Origin of the sequence: Nocardia violaceofusca NBRC 14427 (genome assembly GCF_963869435.1) — a bacterium.
In the GTDB taxonomy this organism is placed as follows: Bacteria; Actinomycetota; Actinomycetes; order Mycobacteriales; family Mycobacteriaceae; genus Nocardia; species Nocardia aobensis.
In genome coordinates, this window is record NZ_CAWMPM010000047.1 from 36412 (window position 1) to 59516 (window position 23105).

The 23105-nt window shown below is 68.3% G+C and carries 22 protein-coding genes; 10 read left to right on the forward strand and 12 right to left on the reverse strand.

Annotation, left to right across the window (positions count from 1 at the left end; genetic code table 11):
- Nucleotides 1-15: 15 nt before the first annotated feature.
- Entirely contained in the window at nt 16-453 is a 438-nt protein-coding gene (locus tag AC5592_RS32140; protein WP_036499443.1) for a MarR family winged helix-turn-helix transcriptional regulator, read from the reverse strand.
- A 99-nt stretch (nt 454-552) separates the two neighbouring features.
- Between AC5592_RS32140 and AC5592_RS32145 the strand changes: the two genes are divergently transcribed.
- Nucleotides 553-2025, forward strand: a complete 1473-nt coding sequence (locus AC5592_RS32145) for an MFS transporter (RefSeq protein WP_232329650.1) — start codon at nt 553-555, stop codon at nt 2023-2025.
- Nucleotides 2026-2047: 22 nt separating this feature from the next.
- Here the strand turns inward: AC5592_RS32145 and AC5592_RS32150 are convergent, their stop codons facing one another.
- Complete coding sequence (locus AC5592_RS32150; protein WP_269750229.1) at nt 2048-2179, reverse strand: hypothetical protein; 132 nt, start codon at nt 2177-2179, stop codon at nt 2048-2050.
- Between the two features lie 147 nt (nt 2180-2326).
- Between AC5592_RS32150 and AC5592_RS32155 the strand changes: the two genes are divergently transcribed.
- Complete coding sequence (locus tag AC5592_RS32155) at nt 2327-2611, forward strand: winged helix DNA-binding protein (RefSeq protein ID WP_051024429.1); 285 nt, start codon at nt 2327-2329, stop codon at nt 2609-2611.
- A 3-nt stretch (nt 2612-2614) separates the two neighbouring features.
- Here the strand turns inward: AC5592_RS32155 and AC5592_RS32160 are convergent, their stop codons facing one another.
- Complete coding sequence (locus AC5592_RS32160) at nt 2615-3154, reverse strand: hypothetical protein (RefSeq protein ID WP_157122362.1); 540 nt, start codon at nt 3152-3154, stop codon at nt 2615-2617.
- Between the two features lie 102 nt (nt 3155-3256).
- On the opposite strand from AC5592_RS32160, the gene AC5592_RS32165 reads away from it, so the two are divergent.
- The 4 genes from AC5592_RS32165 (at nt 3257) to AC5592_RS32180 (ending at nt 7525) form a co-directional block, all read left to right on the forward strand.
- Nucleotides 3257-5560, forward strand: coding sequence for an FdhF/YdeP family oxidoreductase (locus AC5592_RS32165; RefSeq protein WP_063066349.1), 2304 nt, complete (start codon nt 3257-3259; stop codon nt 5558-5560).
- Between the two features lie 45 nt (nt 5561-5605).
- Nucleotides 5606-6442 (forward strand): formate dehydrogenase accessory sulfurtransferase FdhD, encoded by an 837-nt coding sequence (gene fdhD / locus AC5592_RS32170; protein WP_063066350.1) that lies wholly within the window; start codon nt 5606-5608, stop codon nt 6440-6442.
- A 77-nt stretch (nt 6443-6519) separates the two neighbouring features.
- Nucleotides 6520-6894: a nuclear transport factor 2 family protein gene (locus AC5592_RS32175; protein WP_030512726.1), complete on the forward strand. Its 375-nt coding sequence runs from the start codon at nt 6520-6522 to the stop codon at nt 6892-6894.
- A 97-nt stretch (nt 6895-6991) separates the two neighbouring features.
- Nucleotides 6992-7525 carry a hypothetical protein gene (locus AC5592_RS32180; RefSeq protein WP_051024428.1) on the forward strand — a complete coding sequence of 178 codons (534 nt, stop codon included), beginning with the start codon at nt 6992-6994 and terminating at the stop codon, nt 7523-7525.
- 204 nt (nt 7526-7729) lie between these two features.
- Here AC5592_RS32180 and AC5592_RS32185 read toward each other — a convergent pair whose 3' ends face one another.
- Entirely contained in the window at nt 7730-8188 is a 459-nt protein-coding gene (locus tag AC5592_RS32185) for a MarR family winged helix-turn-helix transcriptional regulator (RefSeq protein WP_063066351.1), read from the reverse strand.
- Between the two features lie 109 nt (nt 8189-8297).
- Nucleotides 8298-8897 (reverse strand): TIGR03086 family metal-binding protein, encoded by a 600-nt coding sequence (locus tag AC5592_RS32190; RefSeq protein ID WP_063066352.1) that lies wholly within the window; start codon nt 8895-8897, stop codon nt 8298-8300.
- A gap of 161 nt (nt 8898-9058) precedes the next feature.
- Here AC5592_RS32190 and AC5592_RS32195 point away from each other — a divergent pair, with 161 nt between their 5' ends.
- Complete coding sequence (locus AC5592_RS32195; protein WP_036499426.1) at nt 9059-9634, forward strand: carboxymuconolactone decarboxylase family protein; 576 nt, start codon at nt 9059-9061, stop codon at nt 9632-9634.
- An 88-nt stretch (nt 9635-9722) separates the two neighbouring features.
- Here the strand turns inward: AC5592_RS32195 and clpX are convergent, their stop codons facing one another.
- The 5 genes from clpX to AC5592_RS32220 all read right to left on the reverse strand — a co-directional run bounded on the left by clpX (nt 9723) and on the right by AC5592_RS32220 (nt 15119).
- Nucleotides 9723-11003, reverse strand: coding sequence for an ATP-dependent Clp protease ATP-binding subunit ClpX (clpX, locus tag AC5592_RS32200; protein WP_036499502.1), 1281 nt, complete (start codon nt 11001-11003; stop codon nt 9723-9725).
- 387 nt (nt 11004-11390) lie between these two features.
- Entirely contained in the window at nt 11391-12059 is a 669-nt protein-coding gene (locus AC5592_RS32205) for an ATP-dependent Clp protease proteolytic subunit (protein WP_036499423.1), read from the reverse strand.
- A 40-nt stretch (nt 12060-12099) separates the two neighbouring features.
- The gene (locus AC5592_RS32210) at nt 12100-12687 is read right to left on the reverse strand and encodes an ATP-dependent Clp protease proteolytic subunit (protein WP_036499422.1); all 588 of its coding nucleotides are present in this window, start codon (nt 12685-12687) and stop codon (nt 12100-12102) included.
- A gap of 264 nt (nt 12688-12951) precedes the next feature.
- On the reverse strand, nt 12952-14331 hold the full coding sequence (tig, locus tag AC5592_RS32215) for a trigger factor (protein WP_036499500.1): 1380 nt from the start codon (nt 14329-14331) through the stop codon (nt 12952-12954).
- Nucleotides 14332-14537: 206 nt separating this feature from the next.
- Entirely contained in the window at nt 14538-15119 is a 582-nt protein-coding gene (locus tag AC5592_RS32220) for an FKBP-type peptidyl-prolyl cis-trans isomerase (RefSeq protein WP_036499499.1), read from the reverse strand.
- Between the two features lie 310 nt (nt 15120-15429).
- Between AC5592_RS32220 and AC5592_RS32225 the strand changes: the two genes are divergently transcribed.
- Nucleotides 15430-17826 carry a phosphoketolase family protein gene (locus AC5592_RS32225; RefSeq protein ID WP_084507522.1) on the forward strand — a complete coding sequence of 799 codons (2397 nt, stop codon included), beginning with the start codon at nt 15430-15432 and terminating at the stop codon, nt 17824-17826.
- Between the two features lie 100 nt (nt 17827-17926).
- The gene (locus AC5592_RS32230) at nt 17927-18517 is read left to right on the forward strand and encodes a condensation domain-containing protein (protein ID WP_063066353.1); all 591 of its coding nucleotides are present in this window, start codon (nt 17927-17929) and stop codon (nt 18515-18517) included.
- 3 nt (nt 18518-18520) lie between these two features.
- Here AC5592_RS32230 and AC5592_RS32235 read toward each other — a convergent pair whose 3' ends face one another.
- Entirely contained in the window at nt 18521-19012 is a 492-nt protein-coding gene (locus AC5592_RS32235; protein WP_036499494.1) for an NUDIX hydrolase, read from the reverse strand.
- Nucleotides 19013-19075: 63 nt separating this feature from the next.
- Entirely contained in the window at nt 19076-21229 is a 2154-nt protein-coding gene (locus AC5592_RS32240) for an ArnT family glycosyltransferase (RefSeq protein WP_063066354.1), read from the reverse strand.
- Between the two features lie 345 nt (nt 21230-21574).
- On the opposite strand from AC5592_RS32240, the gene AC5592_RS32245 reads away from it, so the two are divergent.
- A partial coding sequence (locus tag AC5592_RS32245; RefSeq protein WP_084507514.1) for a DEAD/DEAH box helicase occupies nt 21575-23105 on the forward strand: 1531 nt, incomplete at its 3' end.

The following is a 23105-nucleotide window of genomic DNA, read 5'->3' on the forward strand; positions in this document are numbered from 1 at the left end:
AGCGCCGCGGCGGCGCTAGTCCGCGTTCTCCAGTTTCGGGACCAGGCGTTCCAGTAGTTCCCGCAGCACCTCTTCGTCCTCCGGCGCCAATTCGGCCAGCGCCTTGTACGCGCGCACCTGCGAGCCGCGGATCTGTGCGGCCAGCTCACGGCCGGCATCGGTGGACACGAGATATTTGACGCGCCGGTCCGCCGGATTCACCGTGCGTCGGACCAGCCCTCGCGTTTCCATCCGGTCGGCGACACCGGTGAGATTCGACGGATCACACGCCATCCGGTCGGCCAGCACCCGCATGGGCAGTTCGGCGGGCGGTTCGTTGAGCGCCAGCAGCAGCTTCGCCTGGGTCAGCGTGAGCCCGTGTCCCTCGGCCGCGGTCAGGAAATCCTGCAGGTAGGCCGAGACGAATCGCGCGATCAGCAATGCCAGCGGGCTCTGCGCTGTGTCCGGTGACATAGCTCCGATGCTACCGAAACGATTGACAACGGCTATCGTCGACTCCTTAAATACTTGAGGTCTTCAAACATATAGGTCTTCAAACTTCTGGAGGTGGATGTGGAGCGCAGAGGTTCGCTGCTGACCGGCGTTTTGGCCTTCGCGGCGATGATCGTCACGGTCATGCAGACCCAGGCCGTGCCGATTCTGGGCCTGATCGCGACGAAGCTGCAGGTCTCGACCACATCGGTGAGCTGGGTGACCACTGCGACGCTGCTGTCGGCCGCGGTGTTCACACCGCTGCTGGGCCGCATCGGCGACCTCTACGGCAAGAAGCCGACGCTGCTGGGCGTGCTCGCGGTGGCCACGGCCGGTTCCGTCGTCTCGGCGCTGGCGAATTCACTGGGCGTGCTGCTGGTCGGCCGGGTGCTGCAGGGTGTGGCGACCGCGATCTTCCCGCTCGCCCTGGCCGTGCTGCGCGAGGAGATTCCGGCGCGCCGGCTGCATCACGCTATGGCGATCGTCAGCGGCACGCTCGGCTTCGGCGGCGGCCTCGGCCTGGTGTCGACCGGTCTGCTGACCAAGGGAGCCGACCCGGACTATCACATCGTGTTCTGGTTCACCGCGGTGCTGTCGGTGGTGGCGCTGGCCGCGGCCGCGGTGGCGGTGCCGGCCACGGGTAAGCGGCATCCGGGCAGCGTCGATCTCCCCGGCGCGCTCACCCTCGGCGGCTTCCTGGTCCTGCTGCTACTGCCCATTTCCCAAGGGCACGAATGGGGTTGGACCTCCGCGACCACGATCGCCTGCTTCGCCGGCGCGGTCGCGTTGGCGGTGGCCTGGGTGGTGACCGAGCGGCGGGTGCGCACTCCGCTGGTCGATCTGCGGATGTTCACCCACCGGCCGGTGCTGTTCACCAATCTGTCCGGCATGTTCATCGGATTCGCGATGTTCATGCAGTTCATGGGCGTGTCGTATCTGGCCCAGATGCCCTCGCGGGTAGCCGGTTACGGATTCGGCGCCTCGATTCTGCGCGCCTCGGTCGAGTACCTGCTGCCCGCGACGCTGTCGTCGATGCTGGCCGCGCCCGCGGGCGGAATTCTGGTCGGCCGGCTGGGCGGGCGTCGCGTGCTGGCCCTGTCGGGAGCGATCGGCGCGGCCGGATTCGCCTGGCTGGCAGTGGCACACGATGCGACCGGCTCGGTGATCGCGGCGAGCGTGGTGATCGGCGTCGCGATCAGCTTCGCCTACGCGGCGATGCCGGCGCTGATCGCGGCGAGCGTCCCCCATCACCAGAGCGGAATCGCCAACGGCATCAATTCGATCTCCCGCACCGTCGGCAGCTCGCTGGCCAGCGCCATCATCACCACTCTGCTGACCGCGAAACTACTACCTCATCTGCCGCTGCCGCAGGAGAGTCAGTTCACCATCGCGTTCTGGGTCGGCGCCGCGGCGTGTGCGGCGACCGTGCTGGCGGCACTGTTCGGCTTACGACCGGAAGGCGCCGGAACCGACGGCATCGAACTCGACGCGGCCGAAACGGGAAGTGGCACAGGATCGTTCGAGCGGTCCGAGCTCCCGAGCAGGGTCGGCTGAGCTCGACGGCGGCATGGCCGGCTCACCGCGCGAACAGCCATGCCGCCGTGCCCAGGTGCACCGCCGCCAACCCGACGCAGGTGATCGCCATCGGCGTATTCCGTTGGCGCACACCGACCATCGCATCGCCGATCTGAGCCAGTCCCGCGACCACCCAGCACCGGTAGCGCGGCCGCCTCGTTCCTCCCGGCCACCACCGGCGTGACGCACGTCAAGACCGCCGTTCCCGCGACGATCGCCTTCCGCCTCGGCACCCTGGGCGCGATCGTGACCGATCGTTTCGCCGCGGCGATCGAGGAGTTTGGGCGTCGCGCCCAGCCTGGTGGTGGCAGTGGCCGATCATCTCGAACGCCTGGGAGCGGTCCGTCGCGACCGGGATCCGGACGACCGCCGGCGCCAGATCCTCACCCTCACCGACCACGGGCGCGAGCTACTCGCCGCGACCGAGAAGCGGGCGCGTCGGCTCGACCGCGAATTCACCGGCTCCTTGACGGCTGCGCAGCGCACCGCCCTGCAGCCGGCATTGGCCGTCCTCGCCGCCGACGCCGGACTACCGGGCGAGGGAGATGTTCACTCGCCGGGGTGAGCTCTAACCGCCGGCGACCAGGCAGGCGTACCCGAGGTGGATACCGGTGCCGACCGGAAGATCGAGCGTCGCCGCGGGCATCTGCGCGGGCTGGCCGGCTTGCACCGCACTGAGCGTGTGCCGCCCCGGGACCGCCGGAACCCAGGTGATGAGCGCATACGCACCGCCGGGCGGCGCCACGCCGATCGGAGCGCCGTTGTCGTAGAAGGTGACCGGCGCGACCGGATCGGTGACGTTCGCCTGCAGGGTGTAACTGCATCCGCTGCCGTAATTGGTGGCGATACCGAAGTTCATGTCGGGGGTGGCGCCGAGTCTGGTCACCGCGGCATTCGCCGTCTGCGGGATCGCGAGCGCGAACACCGCCGCGGCCCCGAGGATGCCGCCCGCCACTACCGTGCCGGCCCGACGGCGCACCCGCTGCCGGGGCGGCCCGCCGATCGTCGTCTCGTGCATGATGCCGTCCTCGTCGTAGGCGCCGCAGCGCGAACCGAGACCGTCTGTCGTGCGCGAAATCCCCGACGGCGCCGCACGGTCTGTCGGCACGATACCCCGTAGGCTCGGCCGCGCGGCCCCGTTCGAGGTCTCGATGTCGCGCGATCGGCGGGCCGGAGACGGCGCCCGCGCGCACAGGAGGACGATGGGGCTATGCACCGCAAACCGCCGACTCGCGATATCGACGAAGCCCAGCTGGCGGTGACCCCGCCGAAGGAGCAGGCCGCCGGCGTCACGGCCGTCGCGGTCGCCCTCGACCGGGCCGTCGAGGAGATGGGCATCGTGCGCACGGCCCGCACCCTCGCCCGGGTCAATCAGCGCCACGGTTTCGACTGCCCCGGCTGCGCGTGGCCCGAACCCACCGGCCACCGCCGCCCGGCCGAATTCTGCGAGAACGGCGCCAAGGCCGTCGCCGAGGAGGCGACACTACGCACGGTCACGCCGGAATTCTTCGCCACCCACTCGGTGGACGACCTCGCCGGCAAGACCGGGTACTGGCTGGGACAGCAGGGACGTCTGCCCCATCCGATGGTGTTGCGGCCCGGCGACACCCACTACTCCCCCATCGCCTGGGAGCAGGCCTACCGGCTGATCGCGGACACGCTGCGCGCCCTGCTCTCTCCGGACGAGGCCGTGTTCTACACCTCCGGGCGCACCGCCAACGAGACGGCCTTTCTCTATCAGCTGCTGGTGCGCAGCTTCGGCACGAACAATCTGCCCGACTGTTCGAATATGTGCCACGAATCCTCCGGTGCGGCGCTCACCCGGTCGATCGGTATCGGCAAGGGGTCGGTGTCGATCGACGATTTCGCCGCGGCCGATCTGATCATCGTGGCCGGGCAGAACCCCGGCACCAACCATCCGCGCATGCTCTCGGCGCTGAGTACCGCGAAAGCGCACGGCGCCACGGTGATCGCGGTGAATCCGCTGCCGGAGACCGGACTGATCGGCTTCCGGGATCCGCAGACGGTGAAGGGTTTCACCACCGGCGTCACCATCGCCGACGACTTCCTGCAGATTCGCCTCGGCGGCGATATGGCCCTGTTCCAGGGCCTGGCGAAACTGCTGTTCGACGCGGAGGATCGCGCCCCCGGCACCGTGGTGGACCGGCTCTTCGTCGACGCGCACACCGCCGGATTCGCCGAGTACGAAAAGCATATGCGCGCAGTGGATCTCGACGAGGTCATCGAGGCGACGGGCCTGACCCGCGAACAGCTCGACCGTACCGCCGAGCTGCTGGCGCGCTCGAAGTCCACCATCATCTGCTGGGCCATGGGCCTGACGCAGCAGCGCCACGGCGTCGCCACCATCGAGGAGGCGACGAATCTGCTGCTGCTGCGCGGCATGATCGGCAAACCGGGCGCGGGGGTGTGCCCGGTGCGCGGACATTCCAATGTGCAGGGCGACCGGACCATGGGCATCTGGGAGAAGATGCCCGCGAGTTTCCTCGACGCGTTGGATTCCGAATTCGGCATCACCGCACCGCGCGAACACGGCTGGGACACGGTCGATTCCATCCGCGCCATGCGCGACGGACGCGCGAAGGTGTTCGTGGGCATGGGTGGCAACTTCGTCTCGGCGACCCCGGATACCGAGGTCACCGAGGCCGCTCTGCGCGCCTGTGAGCTGACCGTGCAGATTTCGACCAAACTCAACCGCAGCCATGTCGTGCACGGCCGTACCGCACTGATTCTGCCGACCCTCGGCCGCACCGACCTCGATCTGCAGAACGGGACGAAACAGCAGGTTTCGGTGGAGGATTCGATGTCGATGGTGCATCTGTCCACCGGACGGCTGCAGCCGGTGAGCGACGATCTGCGCAGTGAGGTCGCGATCGTCTGCGAGCTGGCACTCGCGCTGTTCGGCCCCGATCATCCCGTGCCGTGGGAGCGGTTCCGCCGCGACTACGACCACATCCGCGACGCCATCTCCCGGGTGGTGCCCGGCTGCGCCGACTACAACCGGAAGGTGCGCAGTCGCAACGGTTTCCAGCTGCCGCATCCGCCCCGCGACAACCGCGAATTCCGCACCGCCTCCGGGAAGGCCAACTTCGCGGTCAACGACCTGCACTGGCCGCGGATCCCGCAGGGGCGGCTGTTGTTGCAGACGCTGCGCAGCCACGACCAGTACAACACGACGATATACGGCCTCGACGACCGTTATCGGGGCATCCACAACGCACGGCGCGTGGTCCTGGTGCATCCGGACGACATCGCCGAATTCGGTTACACCGACGGCGATCTCGTGGATCTGATCTCCGAATTCAGCGACGGGGTCGAGCGCCGGGTCACCGGTTTCCGGATCGTCGGCTACGCGACGCCGCGCGGCAATGCCGCGGCCTACTACCCCGAAACCAACCCGCTGGTCCCGCTCGACCACGTCGCCGAGCGCTCCAACACCCCGGTTTCCAAGGCGGTCGTGATCCGGCTGGAACCGCACCGCCACACCACCGCCTGACCGCCCGGCCGCGCGGCGGCACCGACCAGAACTGCGAGGAAGCGTGTGAGCAGAGTAACCGCGCGCAGACCCACCCGGCGCATCACGCCCGCGGGTATCGTCTCCCGGCCCGATACGCTCGCCGTGGAGGAGCCGCTGGAACTGCGCGTCGACGGGACGGCACTGACCGTCACCATGCGCACCCCCGGCAACGACATCGACCTGCTGCACGGATTCCTGTTCAGCGAGAACATCATCGAGTCGGCGGACGACATCGTATCGGCGAGGTGCTGCGCGGGGACCGACGACGAAGGTCGCAACACCTACAACGTGCTCGATATCCAGCTGCGCCGGGCCGTTGCGGTCCAGCCCCGCGGGTTCGTGACCAACAGCTCGTGCGGGTTGTGCGGCACCACCGCGCTGGATCAGGTGCGCACACGCAGCCGCTTCCCGCTGCCGACCGAGTCACCGCGCGTCGATCCGGCGCTGCTGGCCGCCCTGCCGGATGAGTTGCGTTCGCGCCAAACGGTGTTCGACGCCACCGGCGGACTGCACGCGGCCGGGCTGTTCACCCCCGACGGCACCGTGCTGGCCGTGCGGGAGGACATCGGCCGGCACAACGCGGTGGACAAGGTGATCGGCTGGGCGCTGCGCGAGGGGCGCGTACCGGCTCACGACACCCTTCTGATCGTCAGTGGCCGGGCCTCGTTCGAACTCGTCCAGAAGGCGGTCATGGCGGGGATCCCGGTGCTCGGCGCGGTCTCGGCGCCCAGTTCGCTGGCCGTCGACCTGGCCGCCGACAACGGCCTCACCCTGGCCGGCTTCCTGCGTGGCGACACGATGAACATCTACAGCGGGGCCGACCGGCTCGAGACCGCACCCGCGGCAGCCACCGGCACCTGACCCGCGAACCGGCGCCCCGATCCGTGGAATGCTGCTACCCTGCCAACTAGAACACGTTTCAATTCTTGGGAGTTCACATGGCAGCGCAGCAGATCCGCGAAACGGCCGAACGCTACGTGCAGTTGGTGGCCACCGGTCCGACCTCGGAAATCCTGTCGCTCTACGCACCCGATGCCGTCGTCGAGGACCCGATCGGCAGCGACCCGCGCCACGGGCACGAGGCCATCGGCCAGCTCTACCAGGCGCTGGAGTCCATGGAACGCAAGACCGAGCTGCACGCCGCCCGGATCGTCGGCAACCACGCCGCCGTCTCGTTCACCCTCGTCGGCGAGGCCGGCGGCCACCGCATGACCCTCTCGGCCATCGACGCCATGGAATTCGACGAGCAGGGCCGGATCACGAGCATGCGGGCCTACTGGGGACCCGACGACCTGATCAGCGAACAGATCTGAGTCCCGCGACGGCATCGGCGTAGGCCTTCCACCTCTTGTCCCTGGCGTTTCGCCCGGCCTACCGTAAGGCGACAACCGGCGGACGGGAGGGCACGCGATGCGGATTTCGGTACACGGCACAGGTGAGGGGGTCCAGGTGCGCATGCGCCTGGACGCCAACCGCCGCCGCCGGCTGATCACCAGAATCTCGTTGTGGCTGTTGGCGATCAACGGCCTCGTGGTCGGACTCTGGGCGCTACTGCTGCCGGAACCGTGGTTTCGCAGTTTCCCCGGCTTCGGGCTGAACTGGGTGGGCATGGACGGCCCCTACAACCACCACCTGGCCACCGACGTCGGGGCATTCTTCCTCGGCCTCGGCGCGGTCAGCCTGGCGGCGCTGTACTACCGCGACAGCGTGGTGGCCCGAGTCGCCGGGATCGGCTGGCTGGTCTTCGGAATTCCCCACCTCATCTACCACGCCGCGCACAAGCCGGAACAGATGAGCGGCGGCAATTTCGCCCTCAGCCTGATCGCCGCCGTGCTGCTGCCGGCACTCGCCGCCGCCGTCGTCGTGGCCGCACCCCGGGAGCGCGTGCAACTGCGCGATCCGGCGCCGATGAATATCCGGTTCCCACGCCGTCGTAGTAGGTGAGGCAACCGCCCAGCCGCCGCCGGGAGAGCGCCTCCGAACAGCAGTAACGGGTTCGCTCCCGCCGGCGATGAGCAAGCATCGGAGAAAAGGTTCAACGGCGAACCACGGAAGATCAACGGCGATCTTCGGCAACGGGCGCGACGGGGCAACCGGTCGTCACCGCCTCCGACCAACTCCACGCGCTACCGCCAGAACTCGATACTTCTATTGCGAATCCGCGCCGGCATCGACGATGTCGGCGCGGGGAACCACCGCAAGCGCCATCAGGGCGTTGAGGAATCCCGCCCGGTCCGCCGCATCCAGGCGGTCGAGCAGCGCTTCTTCCTTGGTTTGGATATCGGTCTGTGCCGCCTGCACCAGCGCCTGCCCCGCCTCGGTCACGGCCAGCAGGCGGGCCCGCCGGTCGGCCGGATCCGGATAGCGCTCGATCAGGCCGCGTTCCTGCAGATCGTCGAGGACGGCGATGATGCGGGTCTTGTCGGCGCCGATCTCCTCCGCGAGCACGCCCTGCCCGCGCGCCGGCCCCCGGCCCAGCGCCAGCAGCACCGAATACGCCCACATGGTCAGCCCGTGCGATTCGAGTACCGGCCGCTCGGCCGCCATCAGGGCACGTCCGAGTGGGACGATCATCGCCGCCAGATCGGGTCGCTGCGCATCCGCCATGCCGAACAAGATACGTGCTCGCCGGTCCGCTTCCGCCGCGGTCCGGCCGACTTCGCCGGCGCCGCCGGAAGCTCGGGCGCCGGGTTGCGCAATTCCATTGGGCGAACGCCTATTTCGCCCCTACCGGCCACGACGGCGATCGGCCCAGCAGGCCGAGGATCCGAGCGAGCGGATCGGAGGGGTCGACATCCGGCACCGCGGGCGCGAACGCCGAACCCGGCTGCAAGCGAAAGTCTCCGTCGGGCACCGCCTCGGCGATCCGCACGGCGGGCTCGGCCAGTTCCGGATCCAGCTCGTAGGGCAGACCGATCGCCCGGGCCACATCCCACCCGTGCACGACGTAGTCGATGAGATGGAAACCGATGGCCTGACCGCCCGCGGCGGTGAACCCGGGGCCGAATTCCGGAAGTGCGAAATCCCTTTCCAGCACACCGGTTTCGGAGAAGGCCGCCGTTACATCGGCCGCCGCCTCGCGATACACCGCCACCGGATCCGCCGGTGGATCCAGCTGCCAGACGGCCGGATCGCCACCGTGGCCACGCGCGGCGGCCGCGAAGCCGCGGTGCTGCGCGGCCATATGGGTGAGCAGCTGGGTCAGATCCCATTCGCCACAGGGTGTGGGCCGGTGCAGATCGTTACGGGCCACCTTCGACACGATCGTCACGCTGTAGTCGACCGCCTTGCGATCGAGTTCGGAAATATTAGTCATGAACTGATCATAGGCTGACGCATATCATATGTCTACGCTTATTACTTTTTGGTTCACCGCGACTACGCTCGGAGGGATGAGACCGGCATCACATTTCGGCCCCGTCACATCGAGGGACGGCGTCTCGTCCAAGGGGTGAACCGTCTTCCGAAGGGAGAATCATGAGTGCCACCCGCATTCCCCCGGTGCCGCCGCAGCAGGCGGGCCCACTGACCCGGTTTATGTACCGCGTCAGCAAGCGCAGGTTCGGCGAGGTGCCCGAGCCGATGGCTGTGCTCGCCAATCATCCGAAAATGCTCACGGCGTACGCGGCCCACGAGTCTTTGGTCGGCCGCGCCACCTCCGTCGTTCCCGACGATGTTCTCGAGATCGCGGTCTACCGGGTGGCCTGGACGATCGGCTGTTCCTGGTGCGTCGATTTCGGCACGATGCTGATGCGGCTGAGCCACCTCGATATCGACAAGCTGAAGCAGATCGCCGAGTACCAGACCTCGCCGGCCTACAGCGCGGACGAGCGCGCCGCGATCGGCTACGCCGACGCCATGACCGCCACTCCCACCACGGTCACCGATGAGCAGATCGAGGACCTGCGGGCCCGCTTCGGTGACGCGGGCGTCGTGGAGTTGAGTTATCAGATCGCGCTGGAGAATTCCCGCGCCCGTACGTATTCGGCGCTCGGCATCACCGCGCAAGGCTTCAGCACCGATTCCTGCCGGGTGCCCTGGGCACAGGACTAGCAAGAAGCCATTCCGGATCACGGGCACGACAAGGGGCGGGAGGTTCAGACCTCCCGCCCCTTTCGCAGCTCTCGGAAACGCTCTCCGCTCAGGCCGACTTCTCGCGGCGCTCGGCCGCCTGGCGCTTGCGCGGCACGATGGTCGGCAGCACGTTGTCGTTGACCGTCTCGGCGTTGATGACCACCTTGGCGACATCGTCGCGGCTCGGGATGTCGTACATCACCGGCAGCAGCACTTCTTCCATGATGGCGCGCAGACCGCGGGCACCGGTGCCGCGCAGGATGGCTTGATCCGCCACCGCCTCCAAGGCGTCCTTGGTGAACTCCAGGTCCACACCGTCCATCTCGAACAGGCGCACGTACTGCTTCACCAGTGCGTTCTTCGGCTCGGACAGGATGCGGACCAGCGATTCCTTGTCGAGGTTGGTCACCGAGGCGACCATCGGCAGGCGGCCGATGAATTCGGGGATCAGGCCGAATTTGATCAGATCCTCGGGCATGACCTCGGCGAAGTGGTCGGCGGTGTCGATCTCGGCCTTGGACCGGACCTCGGCGCCGAAACCGATGCCGCGCTTGCCGACCCGGTCCTGCACGATCTTCTCCAGCCCGGCGAAGGCGCCGGCCACGATGAACAACACGTTCGTCGTGTCGATCTGGATGAACTCCTGATGCGGATGCTTGCGCCCGCCCTGCGGCGGCACGCTCGCCTGGGTGCCCTCGAGAATCTTCAGCAGCGCCTGCTGCACGCCCTCACCGGAGACGTCGCGAGTGATCGACGGGTTCTCGCTCTTGCGGGCGATCTTGTCGACCTCGTCGATGTAGATGATGCCGGTCTCGGCGCGCTTGACGTCGTAATCGGCGGCCTGGATCAGCTTGAGCAGGATGTTCTCGACATCCTCACCGACATAGCCGGCCTCGGTCAGCGCGGTGGCGTCCGCGATGGCGAAGGGGACGTTGAGCATCTTGGCCAGCGTCTGCGCGAGGTAGGTCTTACCGCAGCCGGTGGGGCCGAGCATGAGAATGTTCGACTTCATCAGCTCGACCGGCTCGCCGCGGCTGTCGCGGCCCTTGTCACCGGCCTGGATGCGCTTGTAATGGTTGTAGACGGCCACGGCCAGCGTGCGCTTGGCCGAATCCTGGCCGATCACGTACTGCTCGAGGAATTCCCGGATCTCCGCCGGCTTGGGCAGCTCGTCGAGTTTGACCTCACTCGACTCGGCCAGCTCCTCTTCGATGATCTCGTTGCAGAGGTCGATGCACTCGTCGCAGATGTACACCCCTGGTCCCGCAATGAGCTTCTTGACCTGCTTCTGACTCTTTCCGCAGAACGAGCATTTCAGCAGATCGCCGCCATCACCGATGCGCGCCATCTCGTGGGTCCCTACTTCCTTGTCCGCGTGCAACCGTCTGTCCCGGATGCCGACAAGCCGCCTTCGAACAACGCTACCCGCCGTGCATCCGATCAGTGTCGCGCGTCGATCGGATTCTCGCACTTCGGCGTATGTCGTCCGGGTCGGTCGTTCATGCCGACACCCCATGAGCCAAGGTCCCTAGACCGACCGTACCCGGTCGACGCGACGGAGGTCGACAACTCGAGGATGTTTCTCGCGGAGAGAGTGTCGGAAAGCTCACCCGACGCGCCCTCACCACGGCCATCCCGGCTGCCGATCCGGGCGGTGCCGACCTCGCTCCGCCGCCCGGACCAGCGCCCGCGGGGCCCGCTCGGCGAGCCCCGCGGCCGGATCACTTCTTCCGGATCACTTCTTCTGGGCGCTCAGCTTGCGGTAGTCGAACACCGTGTCGATGATTCCGTAATCCTTGGCCTCGTCGGCGGTCAGGATCTTGTCGCGATCGGTGTCCTTGCGGATGGTGTCGGCATCCTTACCGGTGTGGCGGGCCAGCGTGGTCTCCATCAACCGGCGCATGCGCTCGATTTCGGCGGCCTGGATCTCCAGATCGGAGACCTGGCCCTGGATGCCACCCTCCAGCGACGGCTGGTGGATCAGCACGCGGGCGTTCGGCAGGCAGGCCCGCTTGCCCGGGGTTCCCGCCGCCAGCAGCACAGCCGCCGCCGAGGCCGCCTGGCCCAGGCAGACCGTCGCGACATCGGCACGCACGTACTGCATGGTGTCGTAGATGGCCATCAGCGAGGTGAAGGAACCACCGGGCGAGTTGATGTACATGGTGATGTCGCGGTCGGGATCGAGCGACTCCAGTACCAGCAGCTGCGCCATGACGTCGTTGGCCGAGGCGTCGTCCACCTGCACGCCGAGGAAGATGATGCGCTCCTCGAACAGCTTGTTGTAGGGGTTGGACTCCTTGACGCCGAAGCTCGAGTGCTCGATGAACGACGGCAGAATGTAGCGGGCCTGCGGGCTCGCCGGTGCGCTACCGGACAGGCCGGCACGCGGGTCGATCAGGGTCATCTTCGTCTCCAAAGTCGATGGGGGATGAGCGGTTTCGCGCTCAGTTACCGGCGCCGTTCGCCTGGCGGGCATTGGTGATCACGTGGTCGATGAAGCCGTACTCCAGCGCCTGGGCCGCGGTGAACCAGCGGTCGCGGTCGGCGTCGGCGGTGACCTGCTCCACGGACTGTCCGGTGTGCTGTGCCTGCAGTTCGTTCAGCTCCCGCTTGGTGTGGGCGAGCTGCTCGGCGTAGATCGAGATGTCGGCCGCGCTACCGCCGATACCGGCGGAGGGCTGGTGCATCATGATCCGGGTGTGCGGCAGCGCATAGCGCTTGCCCTTGGTGCCCGCGGTGAGCAGGAACTGGCCCATCGAGGCCGCCAGGCCGAACGAGATGGTCGCGATATCGCATTCGGCGAACTGCATGGTGTCGTAGATGGCCATGCCCGCGGTGACCGACCCGCCGGGGGAGTTGATGTAGAGCGAGATGTCGCGGTTCGGGTCCTCGGCCGTGAGCAGCAGGATCTGCGCGCACAGCTTGTTGGCGATGTCGTCGTCGACCTGGGTGCCCAGGAAGATGATGCGGTCGCGGAGCAAACGCTCGTACACCGAATCACTGAGGTTGAGCCCAGCAGTCGCGGATGTCATGACCGGCCCCGACTTCAAAGGTGCCACAGCCTGATTGATTGTCACGGATACCTGCCCTCTCTCGCCGGCACGATGCCTGCCGGCACAGCCTCTGTCCAATATGCGGTCTTCCGGGGCCCTTCGTGGTTACGCAAGCTACCGCCTCCGTCCCCGACGTCCGACCGCGGCCTGATTCGGTTGACACAAACCCTAACGAAACAAGGCGGCACCGAACTCCCGGTACCGCCTTGCTTCGCTTACAGCTGACTCATATGTCGCCGATGGCTACTCGGCGGCGTTCTCGGCCGACTCCGCGGCGCCCTCGGAATCCGCCACCGCCTCGGCCGGCTCACCGAACATCTCGGCGGTGTCGACCGTGTTGCCGTCGGTGTCGGTGACCTTGGCCTTGATCACCACGCCGGCCAGCGCCTTACCGCGGCGCACGTCGGCGAAGATCGCGCCGAGCTGTCCGGCCTGCTGGATCTGCTGGATGAACTGTTCCGGCGCCATGCCGTAGCGCTGCGACTGGAACAGGATCCGCTCGGTCAGCTCCTGCTGGCCGACCTGGGTGTTCTCCGATTCGGCGATCGCGTCCAGCAGCAGCTGGGTCTTCACCGACTTCTCGGCGGCCTCCTTCGAGTCCTTGTCGAACTCCTCGCGGGTGCTGCCCTGAGCCTCGAGCGCCTCGGCGAACTTCGCCTCGTCGTGGTCGAAGCCGTGCACCGCGTCGTGCAGCACGGCGTCGACCTCGGCCTGTACCGCCGCCTCGGGCAGCGGCACCTCGGTCTTGTCCAGCAGCGCCTCGAGCACCTTGTCGCGAATCTCGCCGGCCTGCTCCACCTTCTTGCCCTGCTCGACCCGCTTGCGCAGATCTTCCTTCAACTCGTCGATGGTGTCGAATTCGCTTGCCATCTGGGCGAATTCGTCGTCGGCCTCGGGCAGCTCGCGTTCCTTGACCGAGTTCACCTTCACGGTGATGACGGCTTCCTTACCGGCGTGCTCGCCGGCCACCAGGGTGGAGGTGAAGTCCTTGGACTCCTCCGCCTTCAGGCCGATGAGGGTGTCGTCCAGGCCCTCGATCAGCTGGCCGGAGCCGACCTCGTGCGACAGACCGGAGGTCGTCGCCTCGGAGACCTCTTCGCCGTCCACGGTGGCCGACAGGTCGATGGAGACGAAGTCGCCCTCCTGCACGGCGCGCTCGACGCTCTTCAGGGTGCCGAAGCGCTGGCGCAGCGACTGCAGCTGCTGGTCGATGTCCTCGTCGCCGATGCTCAGCGGATCGACGGTGACCTCGATGCTCTCGTAGTCGGGCAGCGCGATCTCGGGACGGACGTCGACCTCGGCGGTGAACGCCAGCTCGTCGCCGTCCTCGATCTTGGTGATCTCGATCTCGGGCTGGCCGAGCACCTTCACCTCGGAGGCGGTGACGGCCTCGCTGTAGCGAGCCGGCAGCGCGTCGTTGACGACCTGCTCCAGGATGGCGCCGCGACCGAGGCGGGCCTCGAGCAGCTTGGCCGGGGCCTTGCCCGGACGGAAGCCGGGAATGCGAACCTGCTGGGCCAGCGCCCGGTACGCCTTGTCGAAGTCCGGCTTCAGCTCCTCGAAGGGCACCTCGACATTGATGCGGACCCGGGTCGGGCTCAGCTGCTCGACGGTGCTCTTCACGGACATGCTCCTTGTTCGTTGTTCACTGGTCTGTGTGGCCGCCGGACGGAGGTGTGATCCGCCGGCGACGATGTTCGGGTGCCGCCATACAACGGCGCTGTTTCCCCCCGAAATCGCATCCGATCAAGGGTAGTCGACAGCGGTATTCGGGCCGCAATCGGCTGGCCCGCCTCGGTCGGCGGCGGCTTTGCCGCCGAAGGCGTCGATCAACCGACCTTCACGGCATCGGTGACGAAGACGAGGGTTTCGTTGGGCTTCACACCCTGGCCGCCCTGGCCGTAGCCGAGGTCGGGCGGGATGATCAGCAGGCGGCGGCCGCCCTGTTTGATACCGATCAGGCCCTGGTCCCAGCCCTGGATGACCTCACCGGTACCGAGGGTGAGCGGGAAGGTCTGGCCGCGGTCGAAGGAGCTGTCCAGCTTCTTCTTGTCCGACCAGGTGACCAGCGTGTAGTTCATCTCCACCGGCTGGCCGGTCGCCGCCGCCGGACCGGTGCCCTCGACGAGATCCTTGGTGACCAGCTGCTTCGGCGGATCGCAATTGTCGGGAATGGTGATGGTCGGCGCCTGGCCGAAGCCGCCGGTGACACCGATGTCGTCGGCGGTGCATTCGCGGCCGTGGCTCGCCGTGGGAGCCGCGGCGGCCGAGGTGCCCGCGCTCGGCTGGGCGCCTGCGACGGTGCTCGAGGTCGTCGCCGAGCCGTTGTCGTCGTTGCCGCCGCAGGCGGTGAGGGCGACCGCCGCGACCGCGACGGCGGCCGTGCCGATGATCCTGGCCAAAGTCTGCATGCGCCGCACCCTAATCGGTGCGGCGGACGGACCGGCTGTGGGCCCCGTCACCGCCCGTTCGATCCGGCGGGCGCGGGAGGTTTTCCGGCATCGGGTGCGGATATCCGGGCTGCGGGTGCGGATCGGCCCGGGATCGCCGCGGCCCGGTAGCCTGGCGTCGAGTCTCCATCCGAAGCGGTTACCCGAACACCCCACTGCGAGGAGCACGATCGTGACCGACTTGGCGAGTTCGGAAGGACGGGTCCCGGCCACCGACCCGACCGGCGCGGATACGGCCGCCGACAATATCGGCGGCAGCGGCGGGGCCACGATCGCACCCGAACCGTATCGGCTGGCCGAGGTCCCCGGCCCGCTCTCACCGGACGAACTCGCCGATCTGGACGCGTGGTGGCGCGCGGCGAACTATCTGGCGGTGGGCCAGATCTATCTGACGGCCAATCCCCTGCTGCGCACCCCGCTGGCGGCCGAGCACATCAAACCGCGTCTGCTCGGGCACTTCGGAACCGTGCCGGGACTGAATCTGGTGTGGGCCCATGCCAACCGGGCGATCCGGACCCGCGATCTGGACGCGGTCTTCGTCGCCGGGCCGGGACACGGAGGGCCGGGGCCGAATGCGTGTGCCTGGCTGGAAGGCACGTATTCCGAGCTGTACGGCAATATTTCGCGCGACGGGGCCGGAATGGGCGCGCTGTTCGCGCAGTTCTCCTATCCCGGCGGCGTGCCCAGCCATTGCGCGCCCGAGACACCGGGTTCCTTCCACGAGGGCGGCGAGCTCGGCTATTCCCTGTTGCACGCCTACGGCGCCGCACTCGACCATCCCGACCTGACCGTGTTCTGCGTGATCGGCGACGGCGAGGCCGAGACCGGGCCGCTGGCGACCAGCTGGCATGCGAACAAATTCCTCAATCCGGCGCGCGACGGCGCGGTGCTGCCGATTCTGGCGCTCAACGAATACAAGATCGCGAATCCGACCCTGCTGGCCCGCATTCCGGAATCCGAACTGCTGTCGCTGCTGCACGGGTACGGCTACGACCCGATCATCGTCGCCGGGCACGACCCCGCGGCCGTACACCAGGCGATGGCCGCCGCGCTGGATCGCAGCCTGGACCGCATCGCCGAATTCCAGCGCGCCGCGCGCGAGAGCGGCGACGGGACGCGTCCCCGCTGGCCGATGATCGTGCTGCGCACGCCGAAGGGCTGGACGTGCCCGCCGGTGGTCGACGGCGACCAGGTCGAGGGCACCTTCCGCGCCCATCAGGTGCCGCTGCCCGCCGCGCGTTCCGACGACGGGCACCGCCGGGTGCTCGAGCAGTGGCTGCAGTCGTATCGTCCCGCGGAACTGTTCGACGAGGACGGCCGCCCGTATCCGCAGTTGCTGCGCCAGGTCCCGGCGGGGCCGCGGCGGATGAGCGCCAATCCGGTAGCCAACGGCGGCGCGACGATGCAGGATCTGCGACTGCCGGATTGGCGCCGCTACGGCGTGGAGGTCCCCGCGCCGGGCGCCACCTCGCACGAGGCCACCCAGGTGCTGGGCACGTGGCTGCGCGACGTCACCGCTGCCAACCGCGACAATTTCCTGATCCTCGCACCCGACGAATTGGCCAGTAACCGGCTCCAGGACGTCCTCACCGTCACCGGCCGCAACTGGCAGGCCGACATCGGGGAATTCGACGTGAAATTGGACCGCCGCGGCCGCGTGATCGAGGTGCTGTCGGAACATATGTGCCAGGGCCTGCTGGAGGGCTACCTGCTCACCGGGCGGCACGGTGTGTTCACCTGTTACGAGGCCTTCATCCACATCGTCGACGCGATGTTCAACCAGCACGCGAAGTGGCTGGACGCCAGCAGCGCGGTGCCGTGGCGCCGGCCCGTTCCGAGCCTGAACTATCTGCTGACCTCCCATGTGTGGCGGCAGGATCACAACGGATTCACCCATCAGGACCCGGGTTTCCTCGATGTGGTGATGAACAAGCAGCCTTCGATCGTGCGCGTCTATCTGCCGCCGGACGCCAACACGCTGCTGTCGACCTACGATCACTGCCTGCGGTCCCGGCATTACGTGAACGTGGTGGTGGCCGGCAAACAGCCGCAGGCGGATTGGCTGTCGGTCGACGAGGCGCGGCTGCACTGTGCCCGCGGGGCCGGTATCTGGGAATGGGCCGGCCACAACGACGAGACGGGCACGACTCCCGATGTGGTGCTGGCCTGCGCCGGCGACGTACCGACCCTGGAGACACTGGCGGCCGCCGCCATTCTGCGCGAACGGTTGCCGCAGTTGCGCATTCGCGTGGTGAATGTGGTCGATCTGATGCGGCTGCTGCCGGCGGACGAACATCCGCACGGCCTGCCCGATCGCGAATTCGACACCTTGTTCACCCGGGATCGGCCGGTCATCTTCGCCTTCCACGGCTATCCCTGGCTGATCCACCGGCTCACCTATCAGCGCACCAACCACTCCGGGCTGCACGTGCGCGGATACAAGGAGAAAGGCACCACGACCACCCCGTTCGACATGGTGATGCTCAACGACCTCGACCGCTATCACCTGGTGATGGATGTGATCGACCGCGTTCCCGGACTGGGCACCCAGGCGGCCGGGCTGCGCCAGGACATGGCCGATGCCCGTCTGGCCGCGCGTATCTGGACGCGCGAGCACGGCGCCGATATTCCGGAGGTGGCCGACTGGCGCTGGCCGTACGGCCGATAACCCTCGCCCGTACCCGTCGAACAGCGCGGACGCGTGTTCGGAGTTAGGCTCCGCGTGTGCCCGCCGGGACTGGGGTACGGACGAGGAACGGAAATGCCGGATGGAACTGCGCTCTACCGCCGCGGTGGTCCCCGCCGTGCCGCCTGTCGGTCCGACGCCCGCGGGGACGGCATCGTTCACCGTGCATTTCACGGGATATCTCTATGCCGTCGGATTGCGCGACGCCTTCGCCGATCTGATCGCGCGGCACGAACAGCTACGCACCGTCTACCCGATGCCCGGTTCGAGTGCGGCGCCCCGGGTTTTGTCCGCGACCGCCGCGGTGTTGCCACGACTGGTGCCGACGCCGGTGATCGCAGCCGAATTGCCGGACGCGATCACCGAATTCATGGACGCGGAAACGGCTGCGCCACTGTCGGTTCCGGTGCGGGCGAGAACGTTCCGGCCGCTCGGCGATCCCGAGGACATTCCGCACCATCTGCTGGTGGTGATTCTGCGGCGGGCCGCGGTCGACCGGGTATCGCCGGCCCGGCTGGCGCGCGATCTCATGACCGCCTACGCCGCGCGTCGTCGCAACCTCGTCCCGACGTGGGACGGGGCGCGCCCCGCCCATCGGCTGACCGTGCACGAACTCCGGGGCGTACGGCTCGTCGAATCCGGTGGTGACGGGACCGCCGACGCCTACCGCTGAACCTCAGCCGTCCGCGAGCACCTCGGTGAGCCGGTCCAGAAAGGGACGCTGACCAGTAACGATCTTCTCGCGCGCGAGCTCCGGTTCGAGCCACTCGACCCGATCGATCTCCGGAAACGTCTGCGTGCGGCCGGATCTCGGCGGCCACTGCATCTCGAAGGTGCCGGGGACCACCTGCTCGGGATCCAGATCGCCTGCCACGGCCCATACGGTGACCCGCTTGCGGGAGCGACCGCTGCCGTAGTGCGACTCCCCCAGCGCGATCCAGTCACCGTCGGGTACGGGCAGGCCCAGTTCCTCGGTGAACTCACGCGCCGCGGCCGTCCGGGCATCCTCGGAATCCGGTGCGTACTCGCCCTTGGGGACCGACCAGGCACCGGCATCCTTGCGCGCCCAGTACGGACCGCCCATATGTCCGAGCAACACCTGCAGCCGCGGGGCATGCCGGAACAGCAGAACTCCCGCACTGTATTTCGACGCCGTGGCTCCAGTCATGGTCGCAGTCTGCCGCACCGAACCGAGGCGGTGGCGGCGCGGGGCCGCCACCCGCCCCGCGGGTTACCGGGTGGCCGTCAGGTCGTAGACCTTCGTTCCGCCGACATCGGTCGCCACATACGTACTCTCGACCCACTGGGCGATCCGGCTCGCCTCCGAGGTTTCACCCGATCCGGGACCGCGCCGCTCGGAGCCGATGAAGTAGTGGATGCGCCCCTGTGCGACATCGGCGCGGAACTGATCGAGGGTCGGCGACGGATCACCGCCACCGAATCCGCCGATCGACATGACCGCGTAACCCGAATCGAGCTGCAGGTCCGCGGCACCCATCGAGCTGATCGCCGCGGCCGCCCACGTGTAGCCGGCGCCGGTGTTCTTCAGCAGATCGATCAACTGCTGATTCGTCCGCTCACCCATGCCGGGCCCGGTAGCCGTCGGCTCGCCGGACCGCGGCGCCCGGCCCGGTTGTCCGGGAGGCTGGGCGGTGCCGGCCGAATCCGAACCGTCGTTCGCCGGTCCTGCGCTGAGTCCGGCCGGCGCGCATCCGTTCTCCGCCCCAGCGGGCGGGGCGCCGGGTACCTCCTGGCCCGAGACACCCGGACGAGTTCCGTTCACGCCCGGTGCGGGTGCGGAGGGTCCGCTGCCGGTACCACCCGGCCCGGCGGGGCCGCACGCGCCATCTGGGCCACCCGGCCCGAAGCCGAAGCCGAAGCCGCCGCTGGTCTTCGGTCCGGCGAGGACGATGCCGCCGTTGTGGGCGGAGGCGATGGTCTGGATCGAGTAGGCCACCGGCCCGGCGAGAGCGGTGACCACGGCGAGGGTCGCGGCCCAGCCCGCCATCCGGCGCGGCTGAGGAACGATGAGCGCGACGGCGGCCACCGCTCCGGTCACCGCGATCACCCATCGCAGCCACGGAACGAAATCAGGAGTCCGGTTCAGCAGAACCACCGCGGTGACCGTGGTCGAGGCCGAGGCGCCCGCGAGGGCCAGCCGGACCCACAAACGGTCGCGTTCGCGCCACAGCAACACAGCGCCGATGCCGGCCACACCGGCGACGGCCGGAGCCAGTGCCACGGTGTAGTACTGATGGAAGATTCCCTTCATGAAGCTGAACACCAGCGCGGTCACCAGCGCCCAGCCGCCCCACAGCAGGAGCGAGGCGCGCCGCGGATCGGTGCGAGAAGCCTTGCCGCGCAGCGCGAGTCCCGCGACGAACAGAATCAGCGCGGCCGGTATCAGCCATGCGATCTGACCGCCGACGGTCTCACTGAACATCCGGGTGATCCCGGCCTCGGACCCGAAGGACGGTCCGCGGCCGTGGCCACCGCCGGGCGGCGGCCCGGGCAGACCGCCGCCGAAACCGCCGGAATCCATGCCCAGTCGCTGCAGACCGTTGTAGCCGAGGGTGAGTTCGATGATCGAGTTGTTCTTGGACCCACCGAAATACGGCCGCGCGTCGGCGGGCCACAGCTGGGCGATCAGCACCCACCAACCCGCGCCGACCACCAGACCCGCACCGGCGGCCAGCAGTTGCAGCAGCCGTTTACCCAGTTTCGGCGGTCCGGCGAACAGGTAGGTCAGCGCCAGCGCGGGAACCACCAGCAGCACCTGCAGCTGTTTGGCCAAAAAACCCATGCCGACGAAACCTCCGCACAGCACGAGCCAGCGCCACCGGCCGTCCTCGAGGGCACGCGTCATCGCCCAGACGGCCGCGACCATCAGAAAGACGAGCAGCACGTCGGGGTTGTTGTAACGGAACATCAGCGTCGCGACGGGCGTCACCGCCAGCGCGAGCCCGCCGAGCAGCCCGGCCCCGGGGCCGAAGGTCCGGCGCAGTGTCGCCCACAGCAGGGCGACCGCGGCGACCGCGATCAGCACCTGCGGGATCAGCATGCTCCAGCTGTTCATCCCGAAGAGGCGAGCCGAGATCTCCATCGGCCACAGCGACGCCGGCGTCTTGTCGACGGTGATCGAATTGCCCCAGTCCGAGGAACCGAAGAAGAACGCCTTCCACGATTTCGCACCCGACTGCACCGCGGCGGCATAGAAGGAGTTGGCCCAGCCGTTCGCGCTCAGATTCCACAGATAGGCGATCGCGGTGCCGCCCAGCAGCGCGACGAGTCCCAGGTGCTCCCACGGCAGCCTCCGCGTGCGGCCCCGGCCGGGCGTCGTCACGCCGTCCGCCGGCCGGCCCGGCGCGATAGCAGTTTCGGTCATGGCTGCCATGATGGTCGTCCGCGCCGCCGACCGGCTGGGACGCCGCTGGGAGAAACCTGTGAACTCGCCCAGCGGTTCACGCGGCCGAGTGGTCCCCACAGCCCGGTGATCCACGTCGCCCGGTGAGGAGAGAACCGTCACTGTCCCGTGATGCCCGGGAAACCGCCGGGACGGGATAGGCTGATCGAGGAGTATCGGTTACTCGTACTCCCTCCGTCGTGGATGTCTACTCTTCGCGTCGGCCACCCAGCGGTCAGCCTCCGTGCGTGCTACGAAGCCCGGCGCCGCTGCAACCCCAGCGCCGCTGCGGTTGACTCTGCTGCTCGAAAGGCACCACGACTACTCATGACGACTCGTTCATCGAGCCCTGCCGCCACCTTCGCAACCCTCGGCGTCGACGCGCCGCTGGTGCGCGCGCTGACCGCACAGGGTTTCACCGCACCGCTGCCGATCCAGGCCGCGACACTTCCGGACACGCTGGCCGGCCGCGATGTGCTCGCTCGCGGGCGCACCGGCAGCGGCAAGACCCTCGCCTTCGCGATTCCGATGGTCGACCGGCTGCACCGCCTCGGTCACCGGCGCGTCCCGGGCCGGCCCGCAGGTCTGGTGCTGGCGCCCACCCGTGAATTGGCCACTCAGATCGCCGCGACCCTCCAGCCGTTGGCCGATGCCTGCGATCTGCGAGTGGTGACGGTGTTCGGCGGGGTGCCGCAGGCGCGCCAGGTCCGCGAACTGCGCTCGGGGGCCGATATCGTCGTCGCCTGCCCGGGCCGGCTGGAGGATCTGATCAAACAGCGCCTGGTCGCCCTGGACGAGGTGCGGATCACGGTGCTGGACGAGGCCGACCACATGGCCGATCTCGGCTTCCTGCCCGGCGTCACCCGAATCCTGGCCGCGACCCCCGCCGACGGGCAGCGGATGCTGTTCTCCGCCACCCTGGACAACGGCGTGAACAAGCTGGTGCAGCGCTTCCTGCGAAACCCGTTGTCGCACACGGTCGACGAGGCCCACTCACCGGTGCCCGCGATGACCCATCACGTCTTCGAGATCGGCGACAGCGAGGCCAAGCGCGTGCTGGTCCAGACCCTCGCCTCCGGAACCGGACGGCGAATCCTGTTCATGCGCACCAAACATCATGCGCGGCGGCTGGCCAAACAGCTCACCACCGCCGGAATTCCGGCCGCCGATCTGCACGGCAATCTGTCGCAGGTCGCGCGAGACCGCAATCTGGCCGCCTTCGCCGACGGCACCACGCGCGTCCTGGTCGCGACCGATATCGCGGCCCGCGGCGTGCACGTCGACGATGTCGAACTCGTCGTGCACGTCGACCCGCCCGCCGAACACAAGGCCTATCTGCACCGCTCGGGGCGCACCGCCCGCGCCGGCAGCACCGGCGACGTCGTGACGATCATGCTGCCGGAACAGCGCAAGGACGTCGCGGTACTGCTGCGCAAGGCCGGACTCGACGTCCGCCCGCAACAGGTGAGCCCGGATTCGGCCCAGGTCACCGCATTGGTCGGCACGGTCGCGGCACCGGTCGCGCCCGCCGCGAAACCTGAACGCGCCGAGCAGAATTCCCGCCGCCCCGCCCGAGGCGGCAGCGCGGCCCGCAACCCCCGGCGGCGCGGCCCGGCGACGAGGAGCGAACGCGGCGAATCGGCGCACAACGGCCGCACCACCGCAGCTACCGGTCGCACCGCGACCGGGGACCGCACCGCGGCGCCACGCGACCGTTTCGCGCCCGACCGCGACCGAGCGGGCGTCGCGCCCACGGATACCGACGGCCGTGCCACCTCGCGGCGCCGGCGCGCCGTGGACAACGACCGTGCCGCCGCATCGGACAACCGCCGGAACGGAGGAGGGCGACCCGGTCGCG

Coding starts and splice junctions, on each gene's coding strand:
- AC5592_RS32210 (WP_036499422.1), bottom strand. CDS start 12,687: ATGACATCCGCGACTGCTGGGCTCAACCTCAGTGATTCGGTGTACGAG.
- AC5592_RS32190 (WP_063066352.1), bottom strand. CDS start 8,897: ATGACTAATATTTCCGAACTCGATCGCAAGGCGGTCGACTACAGCGTG.
- AC5592_RS32165 (WP_063066349.1), top strand. CDS start 3,257: ATGCACCGCAAACCGCCGACTCGCGATATCGACGAAGCCCAGCTGGCG.
- AC5592_RS32140 (WP_036499443.1), bottom strand. CDS start 453: ATGTCACCGGACACAGCGCAGAGCCCGCTGGCATTGCTGATCGCGCGA.
- AC5592_RS32235 (WP_036499494.1), bottom strand. CDS start 19,012: ATGACTGGAGCCACGGCGTCGAAATACAGTGCGGGAGTTCTGCTGTTC.
- AC5592_RS32180 (WP_051024428.1), top strand. CDS start 6,992: ATGCGGATTTCGGTACACGGCACAGGTGAGGGGGTCCAGGTGCGCATG.
- AC5592_RS32195 (WP_036499426.1), top strand. CDS start 9,059: ATGAGTGCCACCCGCATTCCCCCGGTGCCGCCGCAGCAGGCGGGCCCA.
- AC5592_RS32240 (WP_063066354.1), bottom strand. CDS start 21,229: ATGACCGAAACTGCTATCGCGCCGGGCCGGCCGGCGGACGGCGTGACG.
- clpX (WP_036499502.1), bottom strand. CDS start 11,003: ATGGCGCGCATCGGTGATGGCGGCGATCTGCTGAAATGCTCGTTCTGC.
- AC5592_RS32175 (WP_030512726.1), top strand. CDS start 6,520: ATGGCAGCGCAGCAGATCCGCGAAACGGCCGAACGCTACGTGCAGTTG.
- AC5592_RS32230 (WP_063066353.1), top strand. CDS start 17,927: ATGGAACTGCGCTCTACCGCCGCGGTGGTCCCCGCCGTGCCGCCTGTC.
- AC5592_RS32205 (WP_036499423.1), bottom strand. CDS start 12,059: ATGACCCTGATCGACCCGCGTGCCGGCCTGTCCGGTAGCGCACCGGCG.
- AC5592_RS32220 (WP_036499499.1), bottom strand. CDS start 15,119: ATGCAGACTTTGGCCAGGATCATCGGCACGGCCGCCGTCGCGGTCGCG.
- AC5592_RS32185 (WP_063066351.1), bottom strand. CDS start 8,188: ATGGCGGATGCGCAGCGACCCGATCTGGCGGCGATGATCGTCCCACTC.